Here is a 24,446-nt window from a genome sequence, read left to right on the forward strand (position 1 = left end):
TTTCCTGGATGCGGTCATGTGCAATCCACTTCTGGTTGTTGGCTTCTTATCATATCTCGTCAAAGAAGCATAGTTCGCCGCATTTCTGTGAGGCATGGTGCTATTTGGCGTCATAGTTGACGCCAGTTCGACACAAAGATTGCCGGAATTTATACAAATTGCAAGCGTGCGGCCCGGAATCCGAGATATCGCGTGACGCGAGAATCTGCACACTCAAACAGATCAAGCTGGGAGCCCGACCATGAAAGTGGAAACCATGTACGGTGTTGTGCTCTGGAGTGACGAGTCCGAACGCAAAGCGGTGATCTGGTGCGAAGATCACGGCGAACTGGCGTATTTTTCTGCCAACGATCAATCCGCGCTGTCAGGGATGCCCCTTGACGCAGGGGATCTGATCCAATTTGACGTCAGAACAGAGCGCGACCTGCGTCGCGCCCGGAACCTGCGTCTTGTCGGAGAGCGCCAATACCCTGCGATTGCAGAACGATTGACGGGCCGCACAGGGCAAAGGCCAACCGGTGCGGAAAACGTCGTGGCCTTCGCCGGCGCGCCAGGCCGTTAGGCCTGGCACATCGAACTTGGCTCTGTCCGGCGTCAGGCGCCGCGTGACAGCGCCGCAACGCCAGTGCGCGCGATCTCGATCAGGCCCAGCGGGCGCATCAGGTCGGCAAAAGCATCGATCTTGTCCGGCGTCCCCGTCAGCTGGAACACAAAGCTTTCCAGCGTCGAATCCACCACATGGGCGCGGAAGATGTCCGCCAGGCGCAGCGCCTCGACCCGCTTGTCGCCCTGGCCGGCCACTTTCAACAGCGCCAGTTCGCGCTCGACCGAGCCGCCCTCGACGGTCAGGTCATGGACCTCGTGCACCGGCACGATCCGGCCCAACTGCGCCTTGATCTGTTCGATGACCTGCGGTGTGCCGGTGGTGACGACGGTGATCCGCGACAGATGACCTTCATGGTCCACCTCTGCCACGGTCAGGCTCTCGATGTTGTAGCCCCGGCCGGAAAACAGCCCGATGACCCGGGCCAGCACGCCGGCCTCGTTGTCCACGAGGACGGCAATCGTGTGGGTCTCCTGCACATCCGAAAAGGTCGGGCGCAGGTTATAGGCCGAATGCTTGGTCGAGCCCTTCTTGATCTGTAGCGGCGACATGGGTCTTTCCTTCGTCGGGGGAAAACGCAGACACTCCCGTCTTTGGTTTTCCAAATACCTTGGGGGGATCGGGGGGCAAAGCCCCCCGACGGGTCGGACAGGCCGCAGGCCTGTCCGAAATCATCACACCATCACGGCGCCCTTGGCTTCGATCGCGCCTTCGGTCTTGGCGTCGCCCAGCAGCATCTTGTTGTGCGGCTCGCCCGAGGGGATCATCGGGAAACAGTTCTCGTGCTTCTCGACCACGCAGTCGAAGATCACCGGGCCGTCATAGGTCAGCATCTCCATGATCGCGTCGTCCAGGTCGGCCGGATCGGAACACAGGATGCCCTTGCAGCCGAACGCTTCCGCCAGCTTGACGAAATCGGGCAGCGCCTCGGACCAGCTCTGGGAATAGCGGCCGCCGTGCAGCAGGTCCTGCCACTGGCGCACCATGCCCAGGCGTTCGTTGTTCAGGATGAACTGCTTGACCGGCAGGCGGTATTGCACCGCCGTGCCCATTTCCTGCATGTTCATCAGCCAGGACGCTTCGCCCGCGACGTTGATCACCAGCGCCTCTGGATGCGCCATCTGCACCCCGATCGACGCCGGCGTGCCATAGCCCATCGTGCCCAGCCCGCCCGAGGTCATCCAGCGGTTCGGGTCCTCGAAGGTCAGGTACTGCGCCGCCCACATCTGGTGCTGGCCCACCTCGGTGGTGATGTAGCGGTCCATGCCCTTGGTCAGCGCCTCCAGCCGTTCCAGCGCGTATTGCGGCTTGATGACGGTGTCAGAGCCCTTGTAGGTCAGGCATTTCACCGCCTTCCACTTCTCGATCTGGGTCCACCATTTGGCCAGGCCTTCGCGGTTGACCTTGCGGCCGCGCGCCTTCCAGATCTTCAGCACGTCTTCCAGAACGTGGCCGATGTCGCCGATGATCGGCATGTCGACCCGGATCACCTTGTTGATCGAGCTCGGGTCGATATCGACATGCGCCTTTTTCGACTTCGGGCTGAACGCGTCGACGCGGCCGGTGATCCGGTCGTCGAAACGGGCGCCGAGGTTGATCATCAGGTCGCAGCCGTGCATCGCCAGGTTGGCCTCGTAAAGCCCGTGCATCCCCAGCATGCCCAGCCAGTGCTTGCCCGATGCGGGGTAAGCGCCCAGGCCCATCAGGGTCGAGGTGATCGGGATGCCGGTCGCATCCACCAGTTCGCGCAGCAGCTGGCTGGCTGCCGGGCCGGAGTTGATCACGCCGCCGCCGGTATAGAACACCGGACGTTCCGCGGTCTCGATCGCCTCGACCAGCTGGGTGATGGTTTCCAGGTCGCCCTTGACCTGTGGCTGATAATGCGCGGTGCGCGCCTTGGCCTTGGGCTGGTATTCCGCAGAAGCGAACTGCACGTCCTTCGGAATGTCGACAAGCACCGGGCCGGGGCGGCCCGAGGTGGCGACGTGGAAAGCCTCGTGGATGGTGGCCGACAGCTTTTCGGTGTCCTTCACCAGCCAGTTCATCTTGGTGCAGGGGCGGGTGATGCCCACAGTGTCGGCTTCCTGGAACGCGTCAGAGCCGATCATGAAGGTCGGCACCTGGCCGGTCAGAACCACGATCGGGATCGAATCCATCAGCGCATCCACCAGCCCGGTGACGGCGTTGGTGGCTCCGGGGCCGGATGTCACCAGAACGACGCCGGGCTTGCCGGTCGAGCGGGCATAGCCTTCGGCGGCATGCACTGCGCCCTGTTCGTGGCGCACAAGGATGTGACGAATGTTGTTCTGCTGGAACACCTCGTCATAAATGGGTAGCACCGCGCCGCCGGGGTAGCCGAATACCGTGTCCACACCCTGGTCGATCAGGGCCTGAACCACCATTTTCGCTCCGGTCATCTGACGTGTCATCGCTTCACTCCACCTACGACGTCATTTCAATTGCGCAATAAAAAGCCCCCGAGGATCAGTCGGGGGCGCATGGGGGACCAATATGGTGTCCGTTACCGGCCCATGCGCCAAGATCCTACGATGACTACTAGTTCCAGCATCTGTCGAAGCCTTCTGATTGCGTGCGCGGACATTATGGGCATGGGGCAGGGGCGTCAACACCCGAAATACAGAAAAAATGTCTCGGCAGGGGGTAATTTCTTTGCATTTGTTGCGCGGGCGGCGATGTGTCGCGACATTTTCACGAAAAACCGACTCAGGTATCGGTTTCTGTGCGCTGAACCGTAACATCGTGCGCGCAAACGTGAGTTGATTGTAACAGGGCATGGGCGCAAACTGAACTTGAGGGTTCAGTTATGGAGGGTGCCATGCGGCATGTCTTCTTTCGCGATTTTTCCATGGCCCGGGCGGCCACGCTGGCAGGGCTGATTGCCTTGGCCGTGTGTATCGAGGTTCCGGGCCAGACCGTTCAGGCCGGCGGCACTGACGCACCATCTGCCCGGATCATCCCTGCGGTCCACCTGTTCGATCTTGGCTGCGACAAGGCCGAGGACGGGCTGACACTCTGACCGCGCAGCGGCGCTACAGGTTGACGCCCGTGCCTTGAAGCACGCCATGTTCCATCGCGTAACGGGTCAGCCCAGCGGTGGAACTGATGCCCAGCTTGCGTTTGATGTTCTTGCGGTGGGTTTCCACCGTGCGCACAGAAATATCCAGCGCGGCGGCCACTTCCTTGTTCGATTTGCCTTGCGCCAGTTGCAGCAGGATCGTTTGTTCGCGGTTGGTCAGCTGTTCGCCCTCGATCCCTGGCGGTGGTGCCAGCGCCCCCTCCGCGCCGGTGCACAGGTACCGCTCTCCGGTCATCACCACGTCGATGGCGCGCTTGATTTCCTCGGTCGGGACGTCCTTCAGCACATAGCCCATGGCCCCGTGGCTGAGCGCCGAGGCCACGTATTCGCGCGAGTCATGCATCGACAGCACAAGAATGCGTGTTTCGGGCCGGCGTTCGAGTATCATCTCGGTCGCCGACAACCCGCTGACGCCCGGCATGTTCAAATCCATCAGGATCACATCTGCCTGAAGCGTTTCCAGCCGGTCGATCACCTGTTGCCCGTCGGACAGGGTTGCGACGACGCTGATATCGTCAAAGGTTTCCAGGATCGCGGTGATGCCTTCTGCCACCATCGGGTGATCGTCGACGACGACGACGCGGGTTGTCTGGGTCATGCGCGGGCTTTCTGTGATTGAAGTGGGGCGCTTTCGGGTGGCAGCAGGTGGCTCAGCGGGACCTGAGCCTCGATCACGGTGCCGTCCTTGGACGACAGCACCCGCAGCGTGCCGCCCAGCTGGTCCATCCGTTCCTGCATGTTGCGCAGGCCGATGCCGGGGCCGGGGCGGCGGTTGCGGGTCGGGTCGATCCCGCGCCCGTTGTCGGTGATTTTCAGCGTGGCACCACGGACATGGCCCCGCAGGTCGATGGTAACCGCGCTGGCGCCGGCATGACGTTCGACATTGGTCAGCGCCTCTTGCGCGATGCGGTACAGCGCGATCTTGGAATCCTGGTCCAGCCGGTTGCGGAACACCACGGTTTCGAACCGGGTCTGGATCCCGGTCCGGGCGCGGAAATCGTCGGTCAGCGCCTTCAGCGCCGGGCCAAGACCCAGGTCGTCCAGCACGCCGGGACGCAGGTCGCGGCTGATGCGGCGGACCTCGGTGATGGCGCCTGACAGGTTCTCGAGCCCCTTGTCCAGCGTTTCCGACGCCTTTGCGTCGCCGGTCAGGATGCGGCGGCGGGTGACATCCAGCGCGTATTTCACCCCGACAAGGATCTGGCTGATCCCGTCATGCAATTCGCGCGCCACGCGGCCCCGCTCCTCTTCCTGTGCATCGAACACGCGCTGGGTCAGTTCCTTGAGCTTGGCATCGGCCAGCCGCCGCTCGCGGATGTTGATAACCAGTCCCGACATAAAGACCAACAGCAACGCGGACAGGGTGATACCGCCAATGTACAGAAAGGTGCGCCGCACCCGGGTCTCGACCTCGGCCCGCGAGGTGGCCACCGATTCCAGCACATCGTCGATAAAGACACCGGTGCCCACCGCCCACCGCCAGGACGGGAAGGACGTGACATAGGTGATCATCCGCGCCTCTTTCCCGGTGGATGGCTTGGGCCAGAGATATTCATGATATCCCGCGCCCTGCCGCGCGATGCGGATCAATTCGTCGACGACCGGGGTGCCTTCGCTGTCGGTCAGGCCGCTCCAGTTCTGGTTGATCATGTCGGTCTGGCGCGGGCTGACAAGGTTGTTGCCGTCATAGTCGTAGACGAAAAAGAACCCTTCCTCGCCATAGATCATCGCGGCCAGGATCTGCATCACCTGCCGCTTGGCGTCCTCGTCATTGGGGTGGGCGTTGCCGTAGATGAAATAGAACCCGTTGCGCGCCTGGGTGACATAGTTGCGCAGTTCGCGCTTCTTGGCTTCCAGCAGCTGTTCCTCGAGCCCGCGGATTTCCCGTTCGGCCAGCGCGCGCGACTGGTGCGCCACCAGCACCGCGATGGCGCTGGCCGCAAGAATCAGCGGGACAGAGGCCAGAAGAAACAGCTTCTGACCGTAGTTTGGCCGCAGGGATTTCAGCAGGCGCTTCATGGGTCGCTATAATGCCATAACGGTGTGCGGGGGAAAGAACCCTTCTGTCGCGGCTCAGCCGGTTTGTGCCTGGTCGCGGAAGGCGCGCGGCGCAAGGCCGGTGGCGCGGGTAAAGACGCGGGTGAAATAGGCCGGGTCGGAAAACCCCAGTGCATAGGCGATCGTCGCAACGGTCAGGTTGGTATAGACAAGGTTGCGCCGCGCCTCGCGGATCAACCGGTCCTCGATCAGCGCGCTGGCCGGGCGTCCGGTGGCGGCGCGACAGACGCGGGACAGGTGCGTGGGGCTGACGCCAAGGTCTGCGGCATAGTCGGCGACCGGGCGATGATCGGTATAGCGCGCCTCGATCAGCGCCTCGAACCGGGCCAGCAGATCGGGGCGGGCAGGGGCCGCGCCGGGGCTTTCGCCTTCGGTCAGGTCCCGTGCGATCTGTCCAAGAAGAAGTCCGGCCAAAGAGCGCAGGATCTGTGCCCGGCCAAAGGCGCGCCCGGAAAACGCCGCCAAGATCTGTTCCAGCGTGCCACGCGTGTCCTGCGCGCAGCGCAGCACGGCGGGCCGCATCAGCACCGGGCGCAGCCCCTCGACCGGCAACAGCGCCTGATCCAGCATCTCGGCCGCGAGCGTCACCACCAGCCCCTCTGTCCCGGGCTGGAACGAAAAGCCATGCACCAACCCCAAGGGCACGTTCACAACGTCTTGAGGCGCGATTTGTTGGGGGGCACCGTCCAGCGTGACGCGCCCGCCGCCCTGGGCCAGGTACAGGACCTGATGAAGCCGGGCGTGGCGATGCGGGGCGAATTCCCAGTTGTGCAACCGTGACCGGGTCTGTATTGTTTCGCAATGCACGACGTCGGGCAGATCACCTGCCTCGCCGAACAGGTTGAAGTTCAGAATTTGTGGCATGTTTTTCTGTGTCATGTTCGATTCGTACAAGAATTGGCCCAACCGATCCATTCATTTCAGGCCTCCTCAAAGCCAGATTGTCGCTCAACGCACAGGAGGAGGAGGCGACATGAAAACCCAGGTTTGTATCATCGGCGGCGGCCCGTCGGGCCTGATGCTCAGCCAGTTGCTGGACCTGAAAGGCATCGACACCATCGTTCTGGAAAAGCATTCGCGCGAATACGTGCTGGGCCGGATCCGGGCGGGTGTGCTGGAACACGGTTTTGCCGACCTGATGCGCGAGGCCCAGTGCGGCGAGCGCATGGACCGGGAAGGCGAGATTCATGAAGGCTTCTACATCGCTGACAATGGCACGATGTCCCGTATCGACCTTCACAAGTACTCTGGCGGAAATTCCGTCATGGTCTATGGTCAGACTGAACTGACCCGCGATCTGTACGAAGCGCGCGACAAGATGAACGGCAAGGTTATCCACAATGTCGAGGATGTGCACCTGCACGACCTCAACACCGATGGCAAGCCTTACGTCACCTATCGCAGCGGCGATGACATCATCCGCATCGACTGTGACTATGTCATCGGAGCGGACGGCTTTCATGGTGTCAGCCGCAAGTCGATTCCCAAGGACGTGCTCAAAGAATACGAAAAGGTCTATCCGTTCGGCTGGCTGGGCGTTCTCAGCCGTACCAAGCCGGTGAACGACGAACTGATCTATGCAAGGTCGCAGCGGGGCTTTGCGCTGTGTTCGCTGCGCAGCCAGGTGTTGTCGCGCTATTACATCCAGGTGCCGCTGACCGACAAGGTCGAGGATTGGTCGGACGACGCGTTCTGGGAAGAGTTGAAGACGCGTCTGCCGGAAGATGTGGCTGCGCGTTTGGAAACCGGCCCGTCGATCGAGAAATCCATCGCACCGCTGCGGTCCTTCGTCGCCGAGCCGATGCGCTGGGGCAACCTGTTCCTTGCGGGCGACGCCGCCCATATCGTGCCGCCGACCGGGGCGCGGGGGCTGAACTCAGCCGCGTCGGACATCTACTACCTGTACCACGCGATCATGGATCACTACCTGAACGGCGACGATACCGGCCTTGACCAATACAGCCAAAAAGCGCTGGCCCGGGTGTGGAAGGCGCAGCGGTTCAGCTGGTGGATGACCACGCTGCTGCACAGCTTCCCCGACACCATGGCTTATGACCAAAAGCTGCAGCAGACCGATCTGGAGTATCTGTTCTCGTCTGAGGCGGCGCAATCGTCGCTCGCCGAGAACTATGTCGGGCTGCCGTTCTGAGGCGGCTCAAAAGACCACCGGATCGCGCGCAAAGCGGCCAAAGGTCGCCGCGTCTCGCCGGGCCGTCTGACGGCCCGGCGCATTGTTTTCTGCCCTGGCAACGTGCCACCTCGTTTCCGACTTGGCTCGGCCATTACATACGGTGGCAAGGGGCGGTTCGCCGCGCTGCAGCCCGGCAATGCGCCGGGTGTTCTGTGCACCCCGCTGGACGCTTGTTTTCAAGGCAGCCCGTCCGCCAGCCCGGCCCCCGCGCGATCTGCCGCCTATCTTTCTGTTCCGCACCGTGCAAAAACGCTTGCAGCCGTGGAAAACATCGTTCAGCCCCTATTGTATACGAATGCATACAGGTATATGAGGGCGCTGCCGGTCACCCGGCATCTGAATATCGCTGCCCGTTGAACCGGGCAGCCCCCGACCTGCCCTTGGGGCGTCTTTTGGCACGTCCCTGGCACAACGCGAGCAAGCGGAGAGTACGGCACCATGGCTGACAAAACCCCCGATATCATCTACACCGTCGTCGACGAAGCGCCCGAACTGGCCAGCGCGTCGCTGCTGCCGATTGTGCGCACCTTTGCCGGTGCCGCCGGGATTGACGTGGAAACCCGCAATATCTCGGTCGCCGGCCGGATCCTTGCCGCCTTTCCCGATTACCTGAGCGAAGACCAGCGCGTCAGCGACGACCTGGCCGAACTGGGCGAGCTGGTGAAGACCCCCGAGGCCAACGTGATCAAGCTGCCGAACATCTCGGCCTCTGTGCCGCAGCTGACCGCCGCGATCGCAGAACTGCAGGCGCAGGGCTATGCCATCCCGGATTACCCGGCCGATCCGCAGACCGACACCGACCGCGACGTGCGCGCCCGCTATGATGCGATCAAGGGCTCTGCCGTGAACCCGGTGCTGCGCGAAGGCAATTCCGACCGCCGCGCCGCCAAGGCGGTGAAGGAATACGCCAAGAAGAACCCGCATTCGATGGGCGACTGGGCGTCCGACAGCAAGACATGTGTCGCCGCAATGCCGGGCAACGATTTCTTCGCCAACGAGAAATCCGCCACCATCACCGCAGCGCAGGCTGGCGGTGCGAAAATCATCTTTACCGCCGCGGATGGCACCGAGACCGTCCTGAAGGATGGCCTGACCTACCTTGAAGGCGAAGTCGTCGATGCCACCTTCCTGTCGGTCGCGACCCTGCGCCAGTATATCAAGGACGAAATCGCCTCGATCGAGCCGGGGGTGCTGTTCTCGGTCCACCTCAAGGCCACGATGATGAAAGTGTCCGACCCGATCATCTTCGGCCATTTCGTCAGCGTCTACCTGGAAGACTTCATCGCCAAACACGGCGCGGAGGTTGCCGCTCTTGGCTGGAACCCCAATGCCGGTATCGGTGACTTGGAAACGCGGATTGCCGACAAGCCCGCATTGGTGGCCGACCTGGCCGCCGCGCTGGCCAGCCGCCCGCCGATGTACATGGTGAATTCCGACAAGGGCATCACCAACCTGCACGTCCCGTCCGACGTGATCATCGACGCCTCGATGCCCGCGGTGATCCGCGCCGGCGGCATCGGCTGGGGCCCGGACGGCAAGGCCGCGCCGACCAAGTGCTGCATCCCCGACAATTCCTATGCCGGCGTCTACGACGAGACGATCCGCTACTTCAAGGAAACCGGCAAGCTGGACGTGACCAGCTGCGGCGCGGTGTCGAACGTCGGCCTGATGGCGCAGAAGGCCGAGGAATACGGCTCGCACCCGACCACGTTCGAACTGCCCTCGGCCGGCGTGGTGCGTATCGTCCTGGACAACGGCGACGTGCTGCACGAAAGCGCGGTCGAAGCGGGCGATATCTGGCGCTCCTGCACCGTCAAGAAGGCCCCGATCGAAGACTGGATCCGCCTAGGCATCCGCCGTTTCAAGGCCACCGGCCGCGCCGCCTTCTGGCTCGACGCGAACCGCGCCCATGACGCCGAACTGATCAAATATGTCGAACCCGCGCTGCAAGCCGCCGGTGTCGCGATCCCGATCATGGCACCGCGAGAAGCCACTCGCTACACGCTGGTCGAAATGCGCAAGGGCCATGACGTGGTCACCATCACCGGCAATGTGCTGCGCGACTACCTGACCGACCTGTTCCCGATCCTCGAACTGGGCACCTCGGCCAAGATGCTGTCGATCGTGTCGCTGATGCAGAGCGGCGGCTTGTTTGAGACCGGTGCCGGCGGGTCGGCCCCGAAACACGTGCAGCAGCTGGTCGAACAGAACCACCTGCGCTGGGACAGCCTGGGCGAATTCTGTGCCCTTGGCGAAAGCTTCAAGTTCCTCGCCGACAAGGACCGCCCGAAGGCGGCGGTGCTGGGCACCGCTGTCGAAGATGCGACACAGAAAGTCCTGGAAGAGGGCCACAGCCCCGAACGCAAGGTCGGACAGAACGACAACCGTACCAGCCACTACTGGTTCGCCCGCTACTGGGCGGAAGCGCTGGCCGCGCAATCGGACGATCCCGAACTCGCCGCCCATTTTGCCCCCCTCGCTGTGGCCTTGGCCGAGGGCGAAGCCGCAATCCTGGCCGAGCTTCAGGCCGATGAAGGCAAAGCCGTGGATCTGGGCGGCTACTACAAGACCGACCCAGCCAAGACCGCAGCAGTGATGCGCCCCAGCGCCACACTGAACGCAATCATCGGCTAAGGTGACAACATCGTGTGCGGCCCTTCGGGGCCGCACGCTCGATCTGCGGTGCTTTGCAGGCCCCGCGTTCAAGGGGGCGCTGCCCCCTCTGCCGCCTGCAGCGGCATTCACCCCTGAGGTATTTGGAAAACCAAAGACACAAAGGGCGGGGCCTTCATGTCTTTGGTTTTGAAAATACCTCGAGGGTATGGGAGCAGAGCTCCCATGGCGCGCGGATCGCGCGCCCCGGTCGGATCGGCGTAGCCGATCCGAAACCCGATCTACACAGACAGACGCGTCCCGTGTGATCCCCGTTCCCGGTAGGGGGTGGTGTCGTAATGCGCACGGTAGCATTTCGAGAAATGCGACGGCGAGGCAAAGCCGCAGGCCAGCGCCACGTTGATCACGCTCATATCCGTTTGCATCAGCAGGTTGCGGGCCTTTTGCAGGCGCAGCTCCATGTAATAGCGCTTGGGGGACCGGTTCAGGTAGCGGCGGAACAGGCGCTCCAGCTGGCGGGTCGACATGCCGACGCGCTTGGCCAGCAACGCGGGGCTGATCGGTTCCTCGATATTGGCCTCCATCATCTGGATGACCTGGCTCAGCTTGGGGTGGCGCACGCCGATGCGGGTGGGTACCGACAGGCGCTGGGTGTCCTGGTCGGTGCGGATCGAGCTGTAGATAAGCTGATCGGCCACCGCATTGGCCAGTTCCTCGCCATGATCGTTGGCGATCAGTTTCAGCATCAGGTCGATGGACGACGTGCCGCCAGCGGTGCTGATCCGGTTGCCGTCAACCACGAAAACCGATTTGGTCAGGGTGACCTCGTCGAATTCCTCGGCAAAGCTGTCCTGGTTTTCCCAGTGGATCGTCGCTTTCTTGCCGTCCAGCAGACCGGCTTTGGCCAGCGTGTAGGACGCGGTGCACAGCCCGCCCATGGCCAGGCCGCGCCGGGCTTCGCGCCGCAGCCAGTTCAGCAGGCGTTTTGTGGTGCCGTCCTGCACGTCGACGCCGCCGCAGACCAGCACGGTATCGTCGCGGCCAAGCTCGGGCAGGTCGCTCTCCAGCTTGAATTCCACCCCGGCAGAGCACGAGATCGTTTCGCCGCTTTCCCCGGTGATCATCCATGAATAAAGCGATTTGTTCGCCATCCGGTTGGCGATCCGCAGGCTTTCGATGGCGGCGGAAAAACTGAGCAGCGTGAATTTCGGCAACAGCACGAAGACAAAACGGCGCGGCTTTGCTCCGTCGGTATCCACCTCGATGATCTGGCGTTGTATCTGCATTTTCTTCACGTTTTCCGGTGGGAAGTTCGCCCCGGTTTGGGTCAGTTGCACAGGAAACGCAAGGCGGGTCAAGCCAAGACGGCCAAGCTGCGACTTGCCTTGGGTCGCATTTCTGCTATGGCGCTGTCAGCCCGGCTTTTGTATACCGCTGCCCGCTAGCGCTATCAAAAGATGCTGGACCGATGATCGTTTGACCGGAGTAGACTGATGACCGAGTGGCACAAATCCGACTGGCGCAAGAAGCCGCGTATCCAGATGCCTGACTATATCGATCAGGCCGCGCTGGAGGCCGTGGAGGCACAGCTGTCCAAGTATCCGCCGCTGGTTTTCGCGGGTGAGGCGCGCAAGCTGAAGGCGGCCCTCGGGGCTGCGTCGCGGGGCGAGGCGTTCCTGCTTCAGGGCGGCGATTGCGCCGAAAGTTTCGACCAGTTCAGCGCCAACGCGATCCGTGACACGTTCAAGGTGATGCTGCAGATGGCGATGGTGCTGACCTATGGCGCCAAGGTGCCGGTGGTGAAAGTGGGCCGCATGGCGGGCCAGTTCGCCAAGCCGCGCTCGGCGCCGACCGAGGTCAAGGACGGTTTCGAATTACCAAGCTATCGCGGCGACATCATCAACGAACTGGACTTCACCCCCGAGGCGCGCATTCCCGATCCGCGCAAGATGTTGCAGGCCTATACCCAGGCCGCGGCGACGCTGAACCTGCTGCGCGCGTTCTCGACCGGGGGCTATGCCGATGTGCACCAGGTGCACAGCTGGACGCTGGGCTTTACCGAAGGCGACAATGCCGCGCGCTATCGCGATATGGCCAGCCGGATTCAGGACACGCTGGATTTCATGAAGGCTGCCGGCATCGACAGCGACCGAGAGCCCAATCTGCAAACCGTCGATTTCTACACCAGCCATGAATCGCTGTTGCTGGAATACGAAGAGGCGCTGTGCCGGCAGGATTCGACCAGCGGCAAGTGGCTGGCGGGGTCGGGGCACATGATCTGGATCGGCGACCGCACCCGGCAACCCGACGGGGCGCATGTGGAATTTGCCCGCGGCGTGCTGAACCCGGTGGGTCTGAAATGCGGGCCGACCACGACGGCCGAGGATCTGAAGGTGCTGATGAACAAGCTGAACCCGGAAAACGAGGCCGGCAAGCTGACCCTGATCGCCCGCTTTGGCGCGGGCAAGGTGGCCGAACATCTGCCGCGCCTGATCCGGGCGGTGCAGGAAGAAGGCGCCAATGTGCTTTGGGTCTGCGATGCGATGCACGGCAACACGATCAAGTCCTCGACCGGGTACAAAACGCGGCCTTTCGAATCGGTGCTGCGTGAGGTGCGCGACTTCTTCGGTGTGCACAAGGCCGAGGGGACGATCCCGGGTGGCGTGCATTTCGAGATGACCGGCCAGGACGTGACCGAGTGCACCGGCGGCGTCTACGCCGTGTCCGAGGAAAGCCTGTCTGACCGTTATCACACGGCCTGTGACCCGCGTCTGAACGCCAGCCAGTCGCTGGAACTGGCGTTCCTGGTGGCCGAGGAGCTGACGGCGCTGCGCCACGCCGACAAGGCTGCGGCGTCGTCCTGAGCGTCAGCCACACGAGAACAGGAGAAAAGGGCCGGATGCGGGGGCATCCGGCCCTTTTTCGGATGTGTCGATGATCGCGACCGCTTCGAATGCGATGATCACAAGGTCGGTCGTCTGCTTCGAGCCCATATCGACCGATGCAGCCCCGCGTCTGAATGTCCAGTATTAGGCCACACCGCCTTTTCTGCATCTGCAAACGGAAATCTGAAAAGCAAAGACATTGCTCGTTACTTTGACTTTGTCCATCGGTGCTCGACGTCGACCAGACCCGTTCCCTCTTCGATCTCACGGGAAATCTCGACACAGCCTTCCCGGCGATAAAACTTGCGAGCGCGAGGGTTTTCCTCGTAGGCCCATACCGTAATCCACTCTCGATCCGCCTTGGCCATGTCGAGTAAGCGCTTCCCGAAACCGCAGCCCCGTGCATCGCGTGAGACATAAAGGCAGGTAAGGTTGTCGTCTTGCCGAACGCAGAACCCAACGACCTTACCGTTTTCTTCGCAAACCCAAGAGGTATCAACGTGATGCAAACAGCCGGTCCACCATTCCACAACACTCTCGAATTCGTTCAGCTGGCCTAACCAAGGCGTCTCTAAGCTTCAGTCCCGAACGATTTCTGCACAAGCGCGCCCGTCGCGCCCTTCAGCAAGTCGATATTTTTTGTTCATGAAGGCTTCGATCGAATTCTACGAACACTTTGGCTTCAACTTGTAACTGGAGAATTCCTACGAAGCAGCCCTTGGCTCGGCCGCAGCGAAACGGCGCTTCGTTCGCACAGCGGACAATCGGGACGATGAAACCACCGCTTCAAATTTCTGCGTGGGCATGCGCGTGTCTGGTGCGGTGTCGTGTTCAGCGCCCCAGGTAAGCCGTCGACGCGTCTGGCCATGGGCTTTGGCAGGCGCGTCCGGTCCTTTCGCGCATGGCGGTCCCGGGTTGCCGGAACAGGCCATGCTTCGCCGTGGCCTGTGTGCGGGCGAGCCTGCCACGCCTTGCGGTCTTGGGGGTGCCCTGTCGCGTTTCCGGCCCGCTATCCGGCAGGTGAACGCTTTGGACGTGTCAGTCGTTCGACACCACCAGTCGCAGGTGCGGGGTGCCGGACGGTGCCTGCGGGCGCGGGGGGGCCGGACGGACCGGGCGTTCGGGTGTGACGGGAGCGGTTTCGATCGGGCTGACGGTGATCTGCGTGATCTCGAATCGGCGCGGGGTTCGCCCGATGCGGCCGCGCGTGGCAAGGCATCCCAGGGCACGGGTGACATCGCCCAGATCGGACCGCAGCGGCAACAGCAGCATCTTTGCCTCGATCGGCTCTCGTGCGGTGCCAGTGGGGCTGCGCATGTCCAGCCGGATCACGGCCGGTTTGGCAAACAGCGGCTGCGTCGCCTCGGCCAGGTGGGGGCGGGCAGATTGGGTGAACATGCAGCCCAACGGCATGCCGCTGACCGCCATGCCGGCCAGATCCGACAGATGCGCCCCTGCCACCCGCAGCTTGGCCAGCCGTTCGGTCACCCGCTCCGCGATAAAGGCATATTCCAGCGCATCTTCGATCCGGCGCGGGTCGATCTCGGAGCGCAGCGGGATTGCGCCGTCGCGCAGCAGCGAGCTCCAGTAGCTTTGCACCTGGTCAAGCACGGCGAAGTCGCGTGACTTGCGATGCGGTAGCAGCGAAATGACGCCGGTTTCACGATCAACAGACATTGGGCACCTCTGGACGAAAGACAGGGGCAGGGACTGACCCGCCATGACATTGGTTACGCAAATCTTGATACATCACACAGGGCACATTTTCGCCACATTTCTGACCAACTGGTTAATGGTGGGCAGGGTTGCGCCGACCGGTTCAAGGGCGTAACCCGAAGTCAGCCTGTGCGGTAAGGGAGGAGCGCCATGCGCCAGTCGATGACGGGATTTGCCAGTGGACAGGGCGCGGCGCACGGCCTGCGCTGGAGCTGGGAACTGCGCGGGGTGAATGGCAAGGGACTGGACCTGCGGCTGCGGGTCCCGGACTGGATCGACGGGCTGGAACAGGCCCTGAAGGCCGAGATTTCCGCGGCGGTCGCGCGCGGGAACGTGACGCTGAACTGCCGGGTCAGCAGCGAGGACGAGACCGGCGCGCTGACGCTGAACGCGGCGCAGATGCGCTCTGTTCTGGACGCGATGGCCGAGATCGAAGCCGAGGCGATGGAGCGCGGGCTGACGCTTGGCCCGTCGACGGCGGCGGATATCGTGGCGGTACGCGGCGTGCTGGACACCAGCGCGCGCGAGCCGGACGTGGCCGCCCTGCGCACGGCGATGATCGCCGATTTCGCGCCGGTGCTGGTGGATTTCGTTGCGATGCGGCACGCGGAAGGCGCTGCGCTTGTCGAGGTGTTGATGCGCCAGATCAACGAGATAGAAACGCTTGTTGAGGTTTCGCAAGAGGCGGTTTCGTCGCGCCGCGACGAACAGGCCGGCAAGTTGCGCGCGGCCTTGGCACGGGTCATGGACAACGCCGACGGCGTTGACGAGACCCGGGTGGCGCAGGAATTGGCGCTGATCGCGGTGAAATCGGATGTGACCGAGGAACTGGACCGCCTGCGCACCCATATCGCCGCGGCACGCGAATTGCTGGCGGCAAAGGGGCCGGTCGGGCGCAAGTTCGATTTCCTGATGCAGGAGTTCAACCGCGAGGCCAACACGCTGTGCTCGAAATCGCAGAACGCGGAGTTGACCCGGGCGGGGCTTGCGCTCAAGACCGTGATCGACCAATTGCGCGAACAGGTTCAGAACGTGGAGTAACGGGTGCACGCGCGGGTTGCGGTGCGGCCTTTTTTGCGATGAAACCCGGTGCGGGGGCGCTGCCCCCTCTTGCCCCTGCGGGGCAATTCACCCCCGGAGTATTTCGGGAAAGATGAAAGGGATTGGGACGTGATGGCCGAGAGGCGTGGGTTGTTGATCATTCTGTCGTCGCCTTCCGGGGCGGGGAAATCGACCTTGTCGAAAAAACTGCTGGCCTGGGACCCGAGCCTGAGCTTTTCGGTTTCGGCAACCACGCGCCCCCCACGGGAGGGCGAGGTCGATGGCAAGGACTATCATTTCCTGAGCGACGCGGAGTTCAAGCGCGACGTGGCCGAGGACGGGATGCTCGAACATGCCCATGTGTTCGGCAATTTCTATGGTTCGCCCAAGGCGCCGGTGGCGGCGGCGATCGAGGACGGGCGCGATGTGCTGTTCGACATTGACTGGCAGGGCGCGCAGCAGATCCGTAATTCATCGCTGGGGCAGCACACGCTGTCGATCTTCATCCTGCCGCCGTCGATCATCGAATTGCACCGGCGGCTGGTCAGCCGGGGGCAGGATTCGGACGAGGTGATCGTCAAGCGGATGCAGAAGAGCTGGGACGAGATCAGCCATTGGGACGGTTATGATTTCGTGCTGGTCAATGACGATCTTGAGGCGACGTTCGAGCGCTTGAAAACCATTGTGTCGGCCACTCGGCTGCGGCGGTTGCAGCAACCCTGGCTGGTTGATCATGTTCGGGACTTGCAACGGGAATTCGAGGATTTGCAATGATTTACGCATTGGACGGGGTGGCGCCAGAAATCGCCGGGTCGGCTTGGGTGGCACCGGATGCCAACCTGATCGGGAAGGTTGTGCTGGAACAGGATGCAAGCGTCTGGTTCGGCTGCACCTTGCGCGGCGACAACGAGGAGATCCGGGTTGGGCGCGGGTCGAACGTGCAGGAAAACGTTGTGTGCCATACCGATATCGGCTTTCCGCTGGTGATTGGTCCGGGTTGCACCATTGGCCACAAGGCGATGCTGCATGGCTGCGTGATCGGAGAGAATACCCTGATCGGGATGGGCGCGACGGTGTTGAACGGTGCGAAGATCGGCCGGAACTGCCTGATCGGGGCCGGGGCCTTGATCACCGAGGGCAAGGTGATTCCCGATGGGTCGCTTGTCATGGGCGCACCCGGCAAGGTGGTGCGCCAGCTGGACGAGGCGGGACTGGCCGGTCTGCGCAAATCGGCGCGGCATTACCAGGAAAACGCGGCGCGGTATCGCGCCGGGCTGGTGCCTGTATCTGGTGGTTAAGGATCGCTGAATCACCGTGATTTGGGGGCCGGGCCACCCTTGGGGCGCAAATTTTTTTGCGCCCTTTTTGTTGTGTCTTCAGGACCCGGGCAGCGCCAGTCTGGTGGTTTTCAAAAGGTTAATCACCTGATTTTGCGGTGAGACGCGAAATCGCGGGGATCCACGCTGCGGGCCGGCGCGATCTTGTGGGTGTGCCGCTTTCGCAGGGGCGATGCGGGCATCGCGCGCTGTATTAAGTAAATCGGAAAAAATCCATTTTACCAGTGTCTTACGGGACCGTCCCGGGGCCTGAGATTGACCGAACGGGTTTTCCCCGGCAGGTTTGCGCCTTGCTGGATAGGGCGGTGGCCGGATGGCGGCGGCCCTCTCGCATGGCGGAGATCACCGGAGAAGAAAGGCTGTCGAGCAGATGCAGGTGATGATCCCGGAGACGGAAGAGGTCTTCCTCAAGGAACAGTTTGAAAGAGCCGTGAAGGCCGTGGTGTTCCTGTCGGAAGAGCTGGAGGCGCTGAAGACCAAGGTCGATGCGGGGGAAGCGACGGAAGCAGAGGGCAAGAAGGCACTGACGAGCCTGAATTTCTGGATGCGTCAGGCGCATGAAATGGAGATGGCCCTTGCAAGGATCAGACGGGAAGAGGCCGGCATCGCCGGTGGATACGGGTGCGACCTTGAACAGGCGCGGATTGAGATCGGGTGCCGCCTGGATCGCCTCCGCGAGTGCTGCGGTGCAGGAGAGGTTCCTGAGTGACCTGGAGGGGGGAGAGCTTCTGGCTCTCCCTTACCTGTTTGAATTCTGGGCGCATGATCACCAGGTGCCGCCCGAGGGTGCCTGGCGGACCTGGGTCATTCTGGGCGGGCGCGGGGCAGGCAAGACGCGGGCCGGCGCGGAATGGGTGCGGTCCCAGGTCGAGGGCGCGCGGCCGATGGACAAGGGGCGCTGCCGCCGGGTGGCGCTGGTGGGCGAGACGCAGGACCAGGTGCGCGAGGTCATGGTGTTTGGCGAAAGCGGGATCCTGGCCTGTTCGCCGCCTGACCGGCGGCCTGACTGGGTGGCGACGCGGCGCTGCCTGGTCTGGCCTAACGGGGCGGAGGCGTTCTGTTATTCCGCCCATGACCCCGAGGCGCTGCGCGGGCCGCAGTTCGACGCGGCCTGGGTCGATGAACTGGCGAAATGGAAAAAGGCCGAGGCGACCTGGGACATGCTGCAATTCGGGTTGCGGCTGGGGGACGACCCGCGGGTCTGCGTGACCACGACCCCGAGGGCTGAACCGGTGTTGCGGAGGCTTCTGGAAAGCCCGTCGACGGTGGTGACGCGCGCGCCCACCGAGGCCAACCGGGCGCATCTGGCGAACGGATTCCTGGAGGAGGTGCGGGCGCGCTATCGCGGAACGCGGCTGGGACGGCAGGAGCTGGACGGAGAATTGCTGGAGGCGGTCGAGGGGGCGTTGTGGTCTCATGACGGGCTGGATGCGGCGCGGGTGCGGGACCTGCCCGCCTTTGACCGCGTGCTGGTGGCGGTCGATCCGCCGGTGACGGGGCATGCGGGGTCGGATGCCTGCGGGATCGTCGCGGTGGGCGCGGTGATGCAGGGGCCGCCGCAGGACTGGCGGGCGGTGGTGCTGGAGGATGGGTCGGTCAGGGGGGTGTCGCCGGTGGCCTGGGCACGGCGCGCGGTCGAGGTGATGGCGCGCTGGGGCGCGGAGCGGCTGGTGGCGGAGGTGAACCAGGGGGGGGACCTGGTGGAGCTTGTGTTGCGGCAGGTCGACCCGCTGGTGCCGGTGACCAAGGTGCGCGCGGCGCGGGGCAAGGCGGCGCGGGCGGAGCCGGTGGCGGCGCTTTATGAACAGGGGCGCGTGGCGCATGTCGCGGGGCTGGACGCGCTGGAGGACGAAATGTGCCGGATGACGGTGCAGGGGTATCGGGGTGCGGGGAGCCCGGACCGGGTCGATGCGCTGGTCTGGGCGCTGACCGAGACGCTGATCGTGCCGGCGGTGGCCTGGCGGCGGCCGCGGGTGCGGTGCCTGTGAGGGGCGGCGTTTCCGTGAAAAACCGGGCGCTTTCCGGGGGAAAGCGCATGGAGGCTCTGCCTCCATACCTCCGAGGTATTTGGAAAACCAAAGACATGGGGGGTGTTGCGTGAAGCGGGTCGGGCGGCGCGCGGTGGGGTTAGGGGTTCTTTAAGGGTTTGGGTCAGGGTGGTCACAACGGATCGGGCGACAAGGAGAGACCGGGCCATGTTTGATTTTCTGAAGCGTGCCGAGGCCGGGGCCCCGGCGGAGCGCAAGGCAAGCGCCACCGGGCCCCTTGTGGCCTATGCCGGGATGGGGCGGGTGGCGTGGAGTCCGCGCGATACGGTGACGCTGACCAAGGCGGGGTTTGCCGGTAACCCGGTGGGGTTTCGTGCGGTCAAGCTGATCGCCGAAGCGGCGGCGGCGTTGCCGCTGGTCTGTCAGGATGCAGGGATGCGCTATGAGCGGCATCCGGTGATGGCGCTGATCGGCGCGCCGAACCCGGCGCAAGGCAGGGCCGAGCTGTTCGAGGCGCTCTATGGCCAGTTGCTGCTTTCGGGCGACGGGTATGTCGAGGCGGTGCCGGGGGCGGACGGACTGCCCATCGAGTTGCATGTGCTGCGCTCGGACCGGATGCGGCTGGTGCCGGGGGCGGATGGCTGGCCGGTGGCCTATGACTACACGGTCGCGGGGCGCAAGCTGCGCTTCGATGTCAGTGTCGAGGCGCCGCCGGTCTGTCACATCCGGTCGTTCCATCCGCAGGACGACCATTACGGGTTGAGCCCGTTGCAGGCGGCGGCGATGGCGGTCGATGTGCACAACGCGGCCAGCCGGTGGTCGAAGGCGCTGCTGGACAATGCGGCGCGGCCGTCAGGGGCCTTTGTCTATCACGGCGGCGATGGCCAGGGTGGGATGAGTCCGGAGCAATACGCGCGGCTGCAAAGCGAGATGGAAAGCCATCACCAGGGTGCGCGCAATGCTGGGCGGCCGATGCTGCTGGAAGGCGGGCTGGACTGGAAACCGATGGGGTTTTCGCCCTCGGACATGGAATTCCAGAAAACCAAGGAGGCGGCGGCGCGGGAGATCGCGGTGGCCTTTGGCGTGCCGCCGATGCTGCTGGGGATCCCGGGCGAGGCGACCTTTGCCAATTACCAGGAGGCGCACCGGGCGTTCTATCGGCTGACGGTGTTGCCGCTGGCGACGCGGGTCACGGCGCAGGTCAGTGCGTGGTTGCAGCGATTTACCGGCGAGGACGTGTCGGTGGCACCCGACCTGGACCAGGTGCCGGCGCTGGCTGCAGAGCGCGATGCGCAGTGGAAGCGGGTCAGCGAGGCGGCCTTTCTGAGCGATGCCGAGAAGCGCGCGATGTTGGGGCTGCCGCCGCTGGTGGCAGAGGGCGCGCATGCGTGATGCGCGGCCCTTTGCCTGTGCGCCGGGGCTGAAGCTGGAGGCGCATGAGCGCTTGTCGGCGATGCAGGTGCAGGCGCTGAACGACCGGATGGAACGCTACGAGGTGATGCTGGAACGGATGGAGCGGCGGTTGTGGCTGACGGTCTACGGCGTCGTGGGGGTGATCCTGGCACAGGGTGTGCAGGGGCTGCTGGCGGCGACGCCCTGAGGCGCATCGTCAAGTTGGAAAGGGACGACATGGAACTGGAGCACAAATTCTGCCGTATCGGTGCGGATGTGACGGTGACGGATGGCACACGGATCGCCGGCTATGCCAGCCTGTTCGGCGCGGCGGACCAAGGTGGCGACGTAGTGGCGCCGGGCGCCTATGCGCTGTCACTGGAGCGGTTGGCCGAGGAAGGGCGTGGCGTCAAGATGCTGTGGCAGCACGACCCGGCGCAGCCCATAGGGGTCTGGGACGAGGTGCGCGAGGACGGGCGCGGGTTGTACGTCAAGGGGCGGCTGCTGGAGGGCGTCGGCAAGGCGCGCGAGGCTGCGGCCCTGATCGCGGCAGGGGCCATCGACGGTCTGTCGATCGGCTATCGCACGCGGCGGGCGGCGAAGAACGACCAGGGCCTGCGGGTCTTGACGGAACTGGAGCTTTGGGAAGTGTCGCTGGTGACCTTTCCGATGTTGCCCAGTGCGCGGGTGGCGGCCAAGGGCGAAGGCCCGACGGAGGCCGACCTGCGCGAGCTGGCGCGCAGCCTGGAGGCGGCGCGGCGGGAGTTGACGGGCGGCTGACGCGGCCTGCGAAGCGAAACCAAGAAGAGCGAGACGGAGATGACCGAGATCACTTCTCGGACCGGGGATGGTTTGTCCCCGGTCACCCAGGTGGGGGCCGCGGTTGCGGGACTCGTCAGGGATATCAAGGGCCTGAAGGATGACCTTGAGGTGACACTGCAGCAACAGAAAGAGCGACTGACCATGCTTGACCGCAAATCCCTGAGCGCCGCGCGACCGGCGCTGTCCACGGCCACCGATCTTGAGCCGCCGCACAAGAAGGCATTCAGCGCGTACCTGCGGTCGGGTGATGACGATGCCCTGCGCGGGCTTGCACTGGAAGGCAAATCGCTGTCCACCGTGGTCAATTCCGATGGCGGTTACCTCGTGGACCCGGAAACGTCGGCCTCGATCGCGTCGGTCCTGTCGTTGACCGCGTCGATCCGGGCGATTGCCAATGTGGTGCATGTCGAGGCGTCGTCCTTCGACGTGCTGATCGACCACACCGAGGCGGGTGCCGGCTGGGCGACCGAGACCGGGGCGGCGACGGAGACCACGACGCCCAGCATCGACCGGATTTCGATTCCGCTTTACGAACTGAACGCCCTGCCAAAGGCCAGCCAGCGCCTGCTGGACGACAGCGCCTTTGACGTCGAGGGCTGGCTGGCCACGCGCATCGCCGACAAGTTCGCCCGCGCCGAGGCGGCGGCCTTCGTCAGCGGCGACGGCGTCGACAAGCCGACCGGGTTCCTGGATCACACGGCGGTGGCCAATTCGGGCTGGAGCTGGGGCAACCTGGGCTATGTCGCGACCGGCGTCGATGGTGCGTTCGATGCGTCGGGCGACAGCATCATCGACCTGGTCTATGCGCTGGGGGCGCAATACCGCGCCAATGGTACCTTCGTGATGAATTCGAAAACCGCCGGTACGGTGCGCAAGCTGAAGGATGCCGATGGCCGCCACCTGTGGTCGGACGGGCTGGCCGCGGGGGAACCGGCGCGTCTGCTGGGCTATCCGGTGCTGATCGCCGAGGACATGCCGGACATCGCGAGCAACGCCTATGCGGTGGCCTTCGGGGATTTCCGTGCCGGCTATACCATTGCCGAACGTCCCGACCTGCGCGTGCTGCGGGATCCGTTCAGCGCCAAGCCGCATGTGCTGTTCTATGCCACCAAGCGCGTGGGCGGCGACGTCAGCGACTTTGCCGCGATCAAGCTGCTGCGCTTCGGCGTTTCCTGATCCAGCGATCATGCGGGCCTGTGACAGGCCCGCATGAGGGTGCGTGCCGGAATGGAGCTTGCGTTGTCCAGCTGCTCCCCTCCGTCCGAGCAACGTGAGCGGCGCGCACCCGCCTGATATGCCAAGCGGCAAGGTCCTTTGGTGCCGGATGGGCGCGGGGACGGTTTGCGGAGAATTGCGATGATGTTGATCGAAGAAACCCAGGTGCCTGAGGCGGCCTTGCCCGTCGAGGCGCTGAAGCGCCACCTGCGGCTGGGGACCGGATTTGCCGAAAGCACAGTGCAGGACGGGGTGCTGGCGTCTTTCCTCCGGGCGGCACTGGCGGCCATCGAGGGGCGCACCGACAAGGCGCTGATCGAACGCGGCTTCGTGCTGGTGCTGAACCGCTGGAAGGATGTGTACGGCCAGCCGCTGCCGATTGCGCCGGTGAGCGCGGTCACGGCGGTAGGTGTGCTGGACCGCGACGGCAACGCGACGGCGCTGGACCCCCGGTCCTTTCGGCTGGAACGGGACGCGACGGTGCCACGGCTGATGCCGGCGGGCGGGTCGCTGCCCGGACCGCCCGAAGGCGGCGCGGTCGAGATCCGGTTCACCGCCGGGTTCGGCGGCTGGGACGCTTTGCCCGCCGACCTGGCGCAGGCGGTGCTGCTGCTGGCCGCGCATTACTATGAATACCGCGACGAAACCGCACTGGCCGAGGGCTGCATGCCGTTTGGCGTGACCTCGCTGATTGCGCGCTATCGCCGGTTGCGCCTGGGGCTGGGCCAATGAAGCGGCTGCGGATGACCCGGGCGCTTGCGCTGGAGGCGCCGCAGATCGTGGCGGATGGGGCGGGCGGTTTCGTCACCACCTGGGCCGTGCTGGGAACGGTCTGGGCCGATGTGGCGCTGCGGTCGGGGCGCGCGGCGCGGGGAGGCGCAGGGGTGATCGGGGATGCGGGGTATCGCATCACGCTGCGCGCGGCCCCGGTCGGGTCCGAGGGACGGCCGCAAGCGGGGCAGCGGTTCCGCGACGGGACCCGCGTTTTCAGGATCGAGGCGGTGGCCGAGGCGGATGCGCTGGGGCGCAACCTGACCTGTTTCGCATCTGAGGAGGTGGCGGCATGAGCTATGGCGTGACGGCGGCCCTGCAGGTGGCGGTTTACGGGGCTTTGACGGGGGATGCGGCGCTGACCACGCTGGTCGGCAGCGACATCTATGACGCGATGCCCGGCGGCGCTCTTCCGGGGCTTTACGTCCTGCTGGGCGAGGAGAGCGCCAAGGATGCCTCTGACCAGTCGGGCGACGGCGCCTGGCATGACCTGAGCGTGGCGGTGGTCACCGACCAGGCCGGGTTCCAGGCGGCCAAGAACGCGGCGGCGGCGGTGAGCGATGTGCTGCACGGCGCGGCGCTGAGCCTGCCGCGCGGACGGCTGGTCGGGCTGTGGTTCCGCAAGGCGCGGGCCAGCCGGCAAGGCGATGGCACGCGGCGGATCGACATGACGTTCCGCGCGCGGGTCGAAGACAACTGAATTCATCAAACGGAGT

General features: G+C 64.1%; 25 protein-coding genes. 17 read left to right on the forward strand and 8 right to left on the reverse strand.

Annotation, left to right across the window (positions count from 1 at the left end):
- Nucleotides 1-241: 241 nt before the first annotated feature.
- Complete coding sequence (locus tag VK792_RS12965) at nucleotides 242-562, forward strand: hypothetical protein (protein WP_326297935.1); 321 nt, start codon at nucleotides 242-244, stop codon at nucleotides 560-562.
- A 32-nt stretch (nucleotides 563-594) separates the two neighbouring features.
- Here VK792_RS12965 and ilvN read toward each other — a convergent pair whose 3' ends face one another.
- Both ilvN and VK792_RS12975 read right to left on the reverse strand, forming a co-directional pair.
- Nucleotides 595-1,155: an acetolactate synthase small subunit gene (gene ilvN / locus VK792_RS12970; RefSeq protein WP_326297936.1), complete on the reverse strand. Its 561-nt coding sequence runs from the start codon at nucleotides 1,153-1,155 to the stop codon at nucleotides 595-597.
- A gap of 123 nt (nucleotides 1,156-1,278) precedes the next feature.
- Complete coding sequence (locus tag VK792_RS12975) at nucleotides 1,279-3,033, reverse strand: acetolactate synthase 3 large subunit (protein WP_326297937.1); 1,755 nt, start codon at nucleotides 3,031-3,033, stop codon at nucleotides 1,279-1,281.
- A gap of 407 nt (nucleotides 3,034-3,440) precedes the next feature.
- On the opposite strand from VK792_RS12975, the gene VK792_RS12980 reads away from it, so the two are divergent.
- Nucleotides 3,441-3,641 carry a hypothetical protein gene (locus VK792_RS12980; protein WP_326297938.1) on the forward strand — a complete coding sequence of 67 codons (201 nt, stop codon included), beginning with the start codon at nucleotides 3,441-3,443 and terminating at the stop codon, nucleotides 3,639-3,641.
- 13 nt (nucleotides 3,642-3,654) lie between these two features.
- On the opposite strand, the gene VK792_RS12985 is transcribed toward VK792_RS12980, so the two are convergent.
- From VK792_RS12985 to VK792_RS12995, 3 genes are read right to left on the reverse strand one after another with little or no spacing between them, the layout of a single operon-like run.
- Nucleotides 3,655-4,299, reverse strand: a complete 645-nt coding sequence (locus VK792_RS12985) for a response regulator transcription factor (protein ID WP_326297939.1) — start codon at nucleotides 4,297-4,299, stop codon at nucleotides 3,655-3,657.
- Complete coding sequence (locus VK792_RS12990; RefSeq protein WP_326297940.1) at nucleotides 4,296-5,720, reverse strand: cache domain-containing protein; 1,425 nt, start codon at nucleotides 5,718-5,720, stop codon at nucleotides 4,296-4,298. The genes VK792_RS12985 and VK792_RS12990 overlap by 4 nt, the downstream gene beginning before the upstream one ends.
- A 54-nt stretch (nucleotides 5,721-5,774) precedes the next feature.
- Nucleotides 5,775-6,638 carry a helix-turn-helix domain-containing protein gene (locus VK792_RS12995; RefSeq protein WP_326297941.1) on the reverse strand — a complete coding sequence of 288 codons (864 nt, stop codon included), beginning with the start codon at nucleotides 6,636-6,638 and terminating at the stop codon, nucleotides 5,775-5,777.
- Nucleotides 6,639-6,732: 94 nt separating this feature from the next.
- On the opposite strand from VK792_RS12995, the gene pobA reads away from it, so the two are divergent.
- The gene (gene pobA, locus VK792_RS13000; protein WP_326297942.1) at nucleotides 6,733-7,908 is read left to right on the forward strand and encodes a 4-hydroxybenzoate 3-monooxygenase; all 1,176 of its coding nucleotides are present in this window, start codon (nucleotides 6,733-6,735) and stop codon (nucleotides 7,906-7,908) included.
- 480 nt (nucleotides 7,909-8,388) lie between these two features.
- The gene (locus VK792_RS13005) at nucleotides 8,389-10,584 is read left to right on the forward strand and encodes an NADP-dependent isocitrate dehydrogenase (RefSeq protein WP_326297943.1); all 2,196 of its coding nucleotides are present in this window, start codon (nucleotides 8,389-8,391) and stop codon (nucleotides 10,582-10,584) included.
- Nucleotides 10,585-10,844: 260 nt separating this feature from the next.
- Here the strand turns inward: VK792_RS13005 and VK792_RS13010 are convergent, their stop codons facing one another.
- Nucleotides 10,845-11,849: a GlxA family transcriptional regulator gene (locus VK792_RS13010; RefSeq protein ID WP_326297975.1), complete on the reverse strand. Its 1,005-nt coding sequence runs from the start codon at nucleotides 11,847-11,849 to the stop codon at nucleotides 10,845-10,847.
- A 207-nt stretch (nucleotides 11,850-12,056) separates the two neighbouring features.
- Between VK792_RS13010 and VK792_RS13015 the strand changes: the two genes are divergently transcribed.
- Entirely contained in the window at nucleotides 12,057-13,427 is a 1,371-nt protein-coding gene (locus VK792_RS13015) for a class II 3-deoxy-7-phosphoheptulonate synthase (protein WP_326297944.1), read from the forward strand.
- Between the two features lie 227 nt (nucleotides 13,428-13,654).
- Here the strand turns inward: VK792_RS13015 and VK792_RS19525 are convergent, their stop codons facing one another.
- Nucleotides 13,655-13,978, reverse strand: a complete 324-nt coding sequence (locus tag VK792_RS19525) for a GNAT family N-acetyltransferase (RefSeq protein WP_353962941.1) — start codon at nucleotides 13,976-13,978, stop codon at nucleotides 13,655-13,657.
- A gap of 508 nt (nucleotides 13,979-14,486) precedes the next feature.
- Nucleotides 14,487-15,125 (reverse strand): PAS domain-containing protein, encoded by a 639-nt coding sequence (locus VK792_RS13020; RefSeq protein ID WP_326297945.1) that lies wholly within the window; start codon nucleotides 15,123-15,125, stop codon nucleotides 14,487-14,489.
- A 189-nt stretch (nucleotides 15,126-15,314) separates the two neighbouring features.
- Between VK792_RS13020 and VK792_RS13025 the strand changes: the two genes are divergently transcribed.
- The 12 genes from VK792_RS13025 to VK792_RS13080 all read left to right on the forward strand — a co-directional run bounded on the left by VK792_RS13025 (nucleotide 15,315) and on the right by VK792_RS13080 (nucleotide 24,430).
- Nucleotides 15,315-16,205: a YicC/YloC family endoribonuclease gene (locus VK792_RS13025; RefSeq protein ID WP_326297946.1), complete on the forward strand. Its 891-nt coding sequence runs from the start codon at nucleotides 15,315-15,317 to the stop codon at nucleotides 16,203-16,205.
- 132 nt (nucleotides 16,206-16,337) lie between these two features.
- Nucleotides 16,338-16,979: a guanylate kinase gene (gmk, locus tag VK792_RS13030; protein ID WP_326297947.1), complete on the forward strand. Its 642-nt coding sequence runs from the start codon at nucleotides 16,338-16,340 to the stop codon at nucleotides 16,977-16,979.
- Nucleotides 16,976-17,503 carry a gamma carbonic anhydrase family protein gene (locus tag VK792_RS13035; protein ID WP_326297948.1) on the forward strand — a complete coding sequence of 176 codons (528 nt, stop codon included), beginning with the start codon at nucleotides 16,976-16,978 and terminating at the stop codon, nucleotides 17,501-17,503. Before gmk ends, VK792_RS13035 begins: the two co-directional genes overlap by 4 nt.
- A gap of 352 nt (nucleotides 17,504-17,855) precedes the next feature.
- Entirely contained in the window at nucleotides 17,856-18,251 is a 396-nt protein-coding gene (locus VK792_RS13040; RefSeq protein WP_326297949.1) for a hypothetical protein, read from the forward strand.
- Nucleotides 18,187-19,530, forward strand: a complete 1,344-nt coding sequence (locus VK792_RS13045) for a DNA-packaging protein (RefSeq protein WP_326297950.1) — start codon at nucleotides 18,187-18,189, stop codon at nucleotides 19,528-19,530. Before VK792_RS13040 ends, VK792_RS13045 begins: the two co-directional genes overlap by 65 nt.
- Nucleotides 19,531-19,737: 207 nt before the next feature.
- Entirely contained in the window at nucleotides 19,738-20,922 is a 1,185-nt protein-coding gene (locus VK792_RS13050; protein ID WP_326297951.1) for a phage portal protein, read from the forward strand.
- Nucleotides 20,915-21,130, forward strand: coding sequence for a GTA head formation protein, RCAP_rcc01685 family (locus VK792_RS13055; RefSeq protein WP_326297952.1), 216 nt, complete (start codon nucleotides 20,915-20,917; stop codon nucleotides 21,128-21,130). Before VK792_RS13050 ends, VK792_RS13055 begins: the two co-directional genes overlap by 8 nt.
- Nucleotides 21,131-21,159: 29 nt before the next feature.
- The gene (locus tag VK792_RS13060; RefSeq protein ID WP_326297953.1) at nucleotides 21,160-21,702 is read left to right on the forward strand and encodes an HK97 family phage prohead protease; all 543 of its coding nucleotides are present in this window, start codon (nucleotides 21,160-21,162) and stop codon (nucleotides 21,700-21,702) included.
- A 6-nt stretch (nucleotides 21,703-21,708) separates the two neighbouring features.
- Nucleotides 21,709-22,920, forward strand: a complete 1,212-nt coding sequence (locus VK792_RS13065) for a phage major capsid protein (RefSeq protein WP_326297976.1) — start codon at nucleotides 21,709-21,711, stop codon at nucleotides 22,918-22,920.
- A 180-nt stretch (nucleotides 22,921-23,100) separates the two neighbouring features.
- Entirely contained in the window at nucleotides 23,101-23,691 is a 591-nt protein-coding gene (locus tag VK792_RS13070) for a head-tail connector protein (RefSeq protein ID WP_326297954.1), read from the forward strand.
- Nucleotides 23,688-24,026, forward strand: coding sequence for a head-tail adaptor protein (locus tag VK792_RS13075; RefSeq protein WP_435404855.1), 339 nt, complete (start codon nucleotides 23,688-23,690; stop codon nucleotides 24,024-24,026). Before VK792_RS13070 ends, VK792_RS13075 begins: the two co-directional genes overlap by 4 nt.
- Entirely contained in the window at nucleotides 24,023-24,430 is a 408-nt protein-coding gene (locus VK792_RS13080) for a DUF3168 domain-containing protein (protein WP_326297956.1), read from the forward strand. Before VK792_RS13075 ends, VK792_RS13080 begins: the two co-directional genes overlap by 4 nt.
- Nucleotides 24,431-24,446: the final 16 nt, after the last annotated feature.

Origin of the sequence: Mesobacterium hydrothermale (assembly GCF_035818635.1) — a bacterium.
Lineage (GTDB): Bacteria > Pseudomonadota > Alphaproteobacteria > Rhodobacterales > Rhodobacteraceae > Mesobacterium_A > Mesobacterium_A hydrothermale.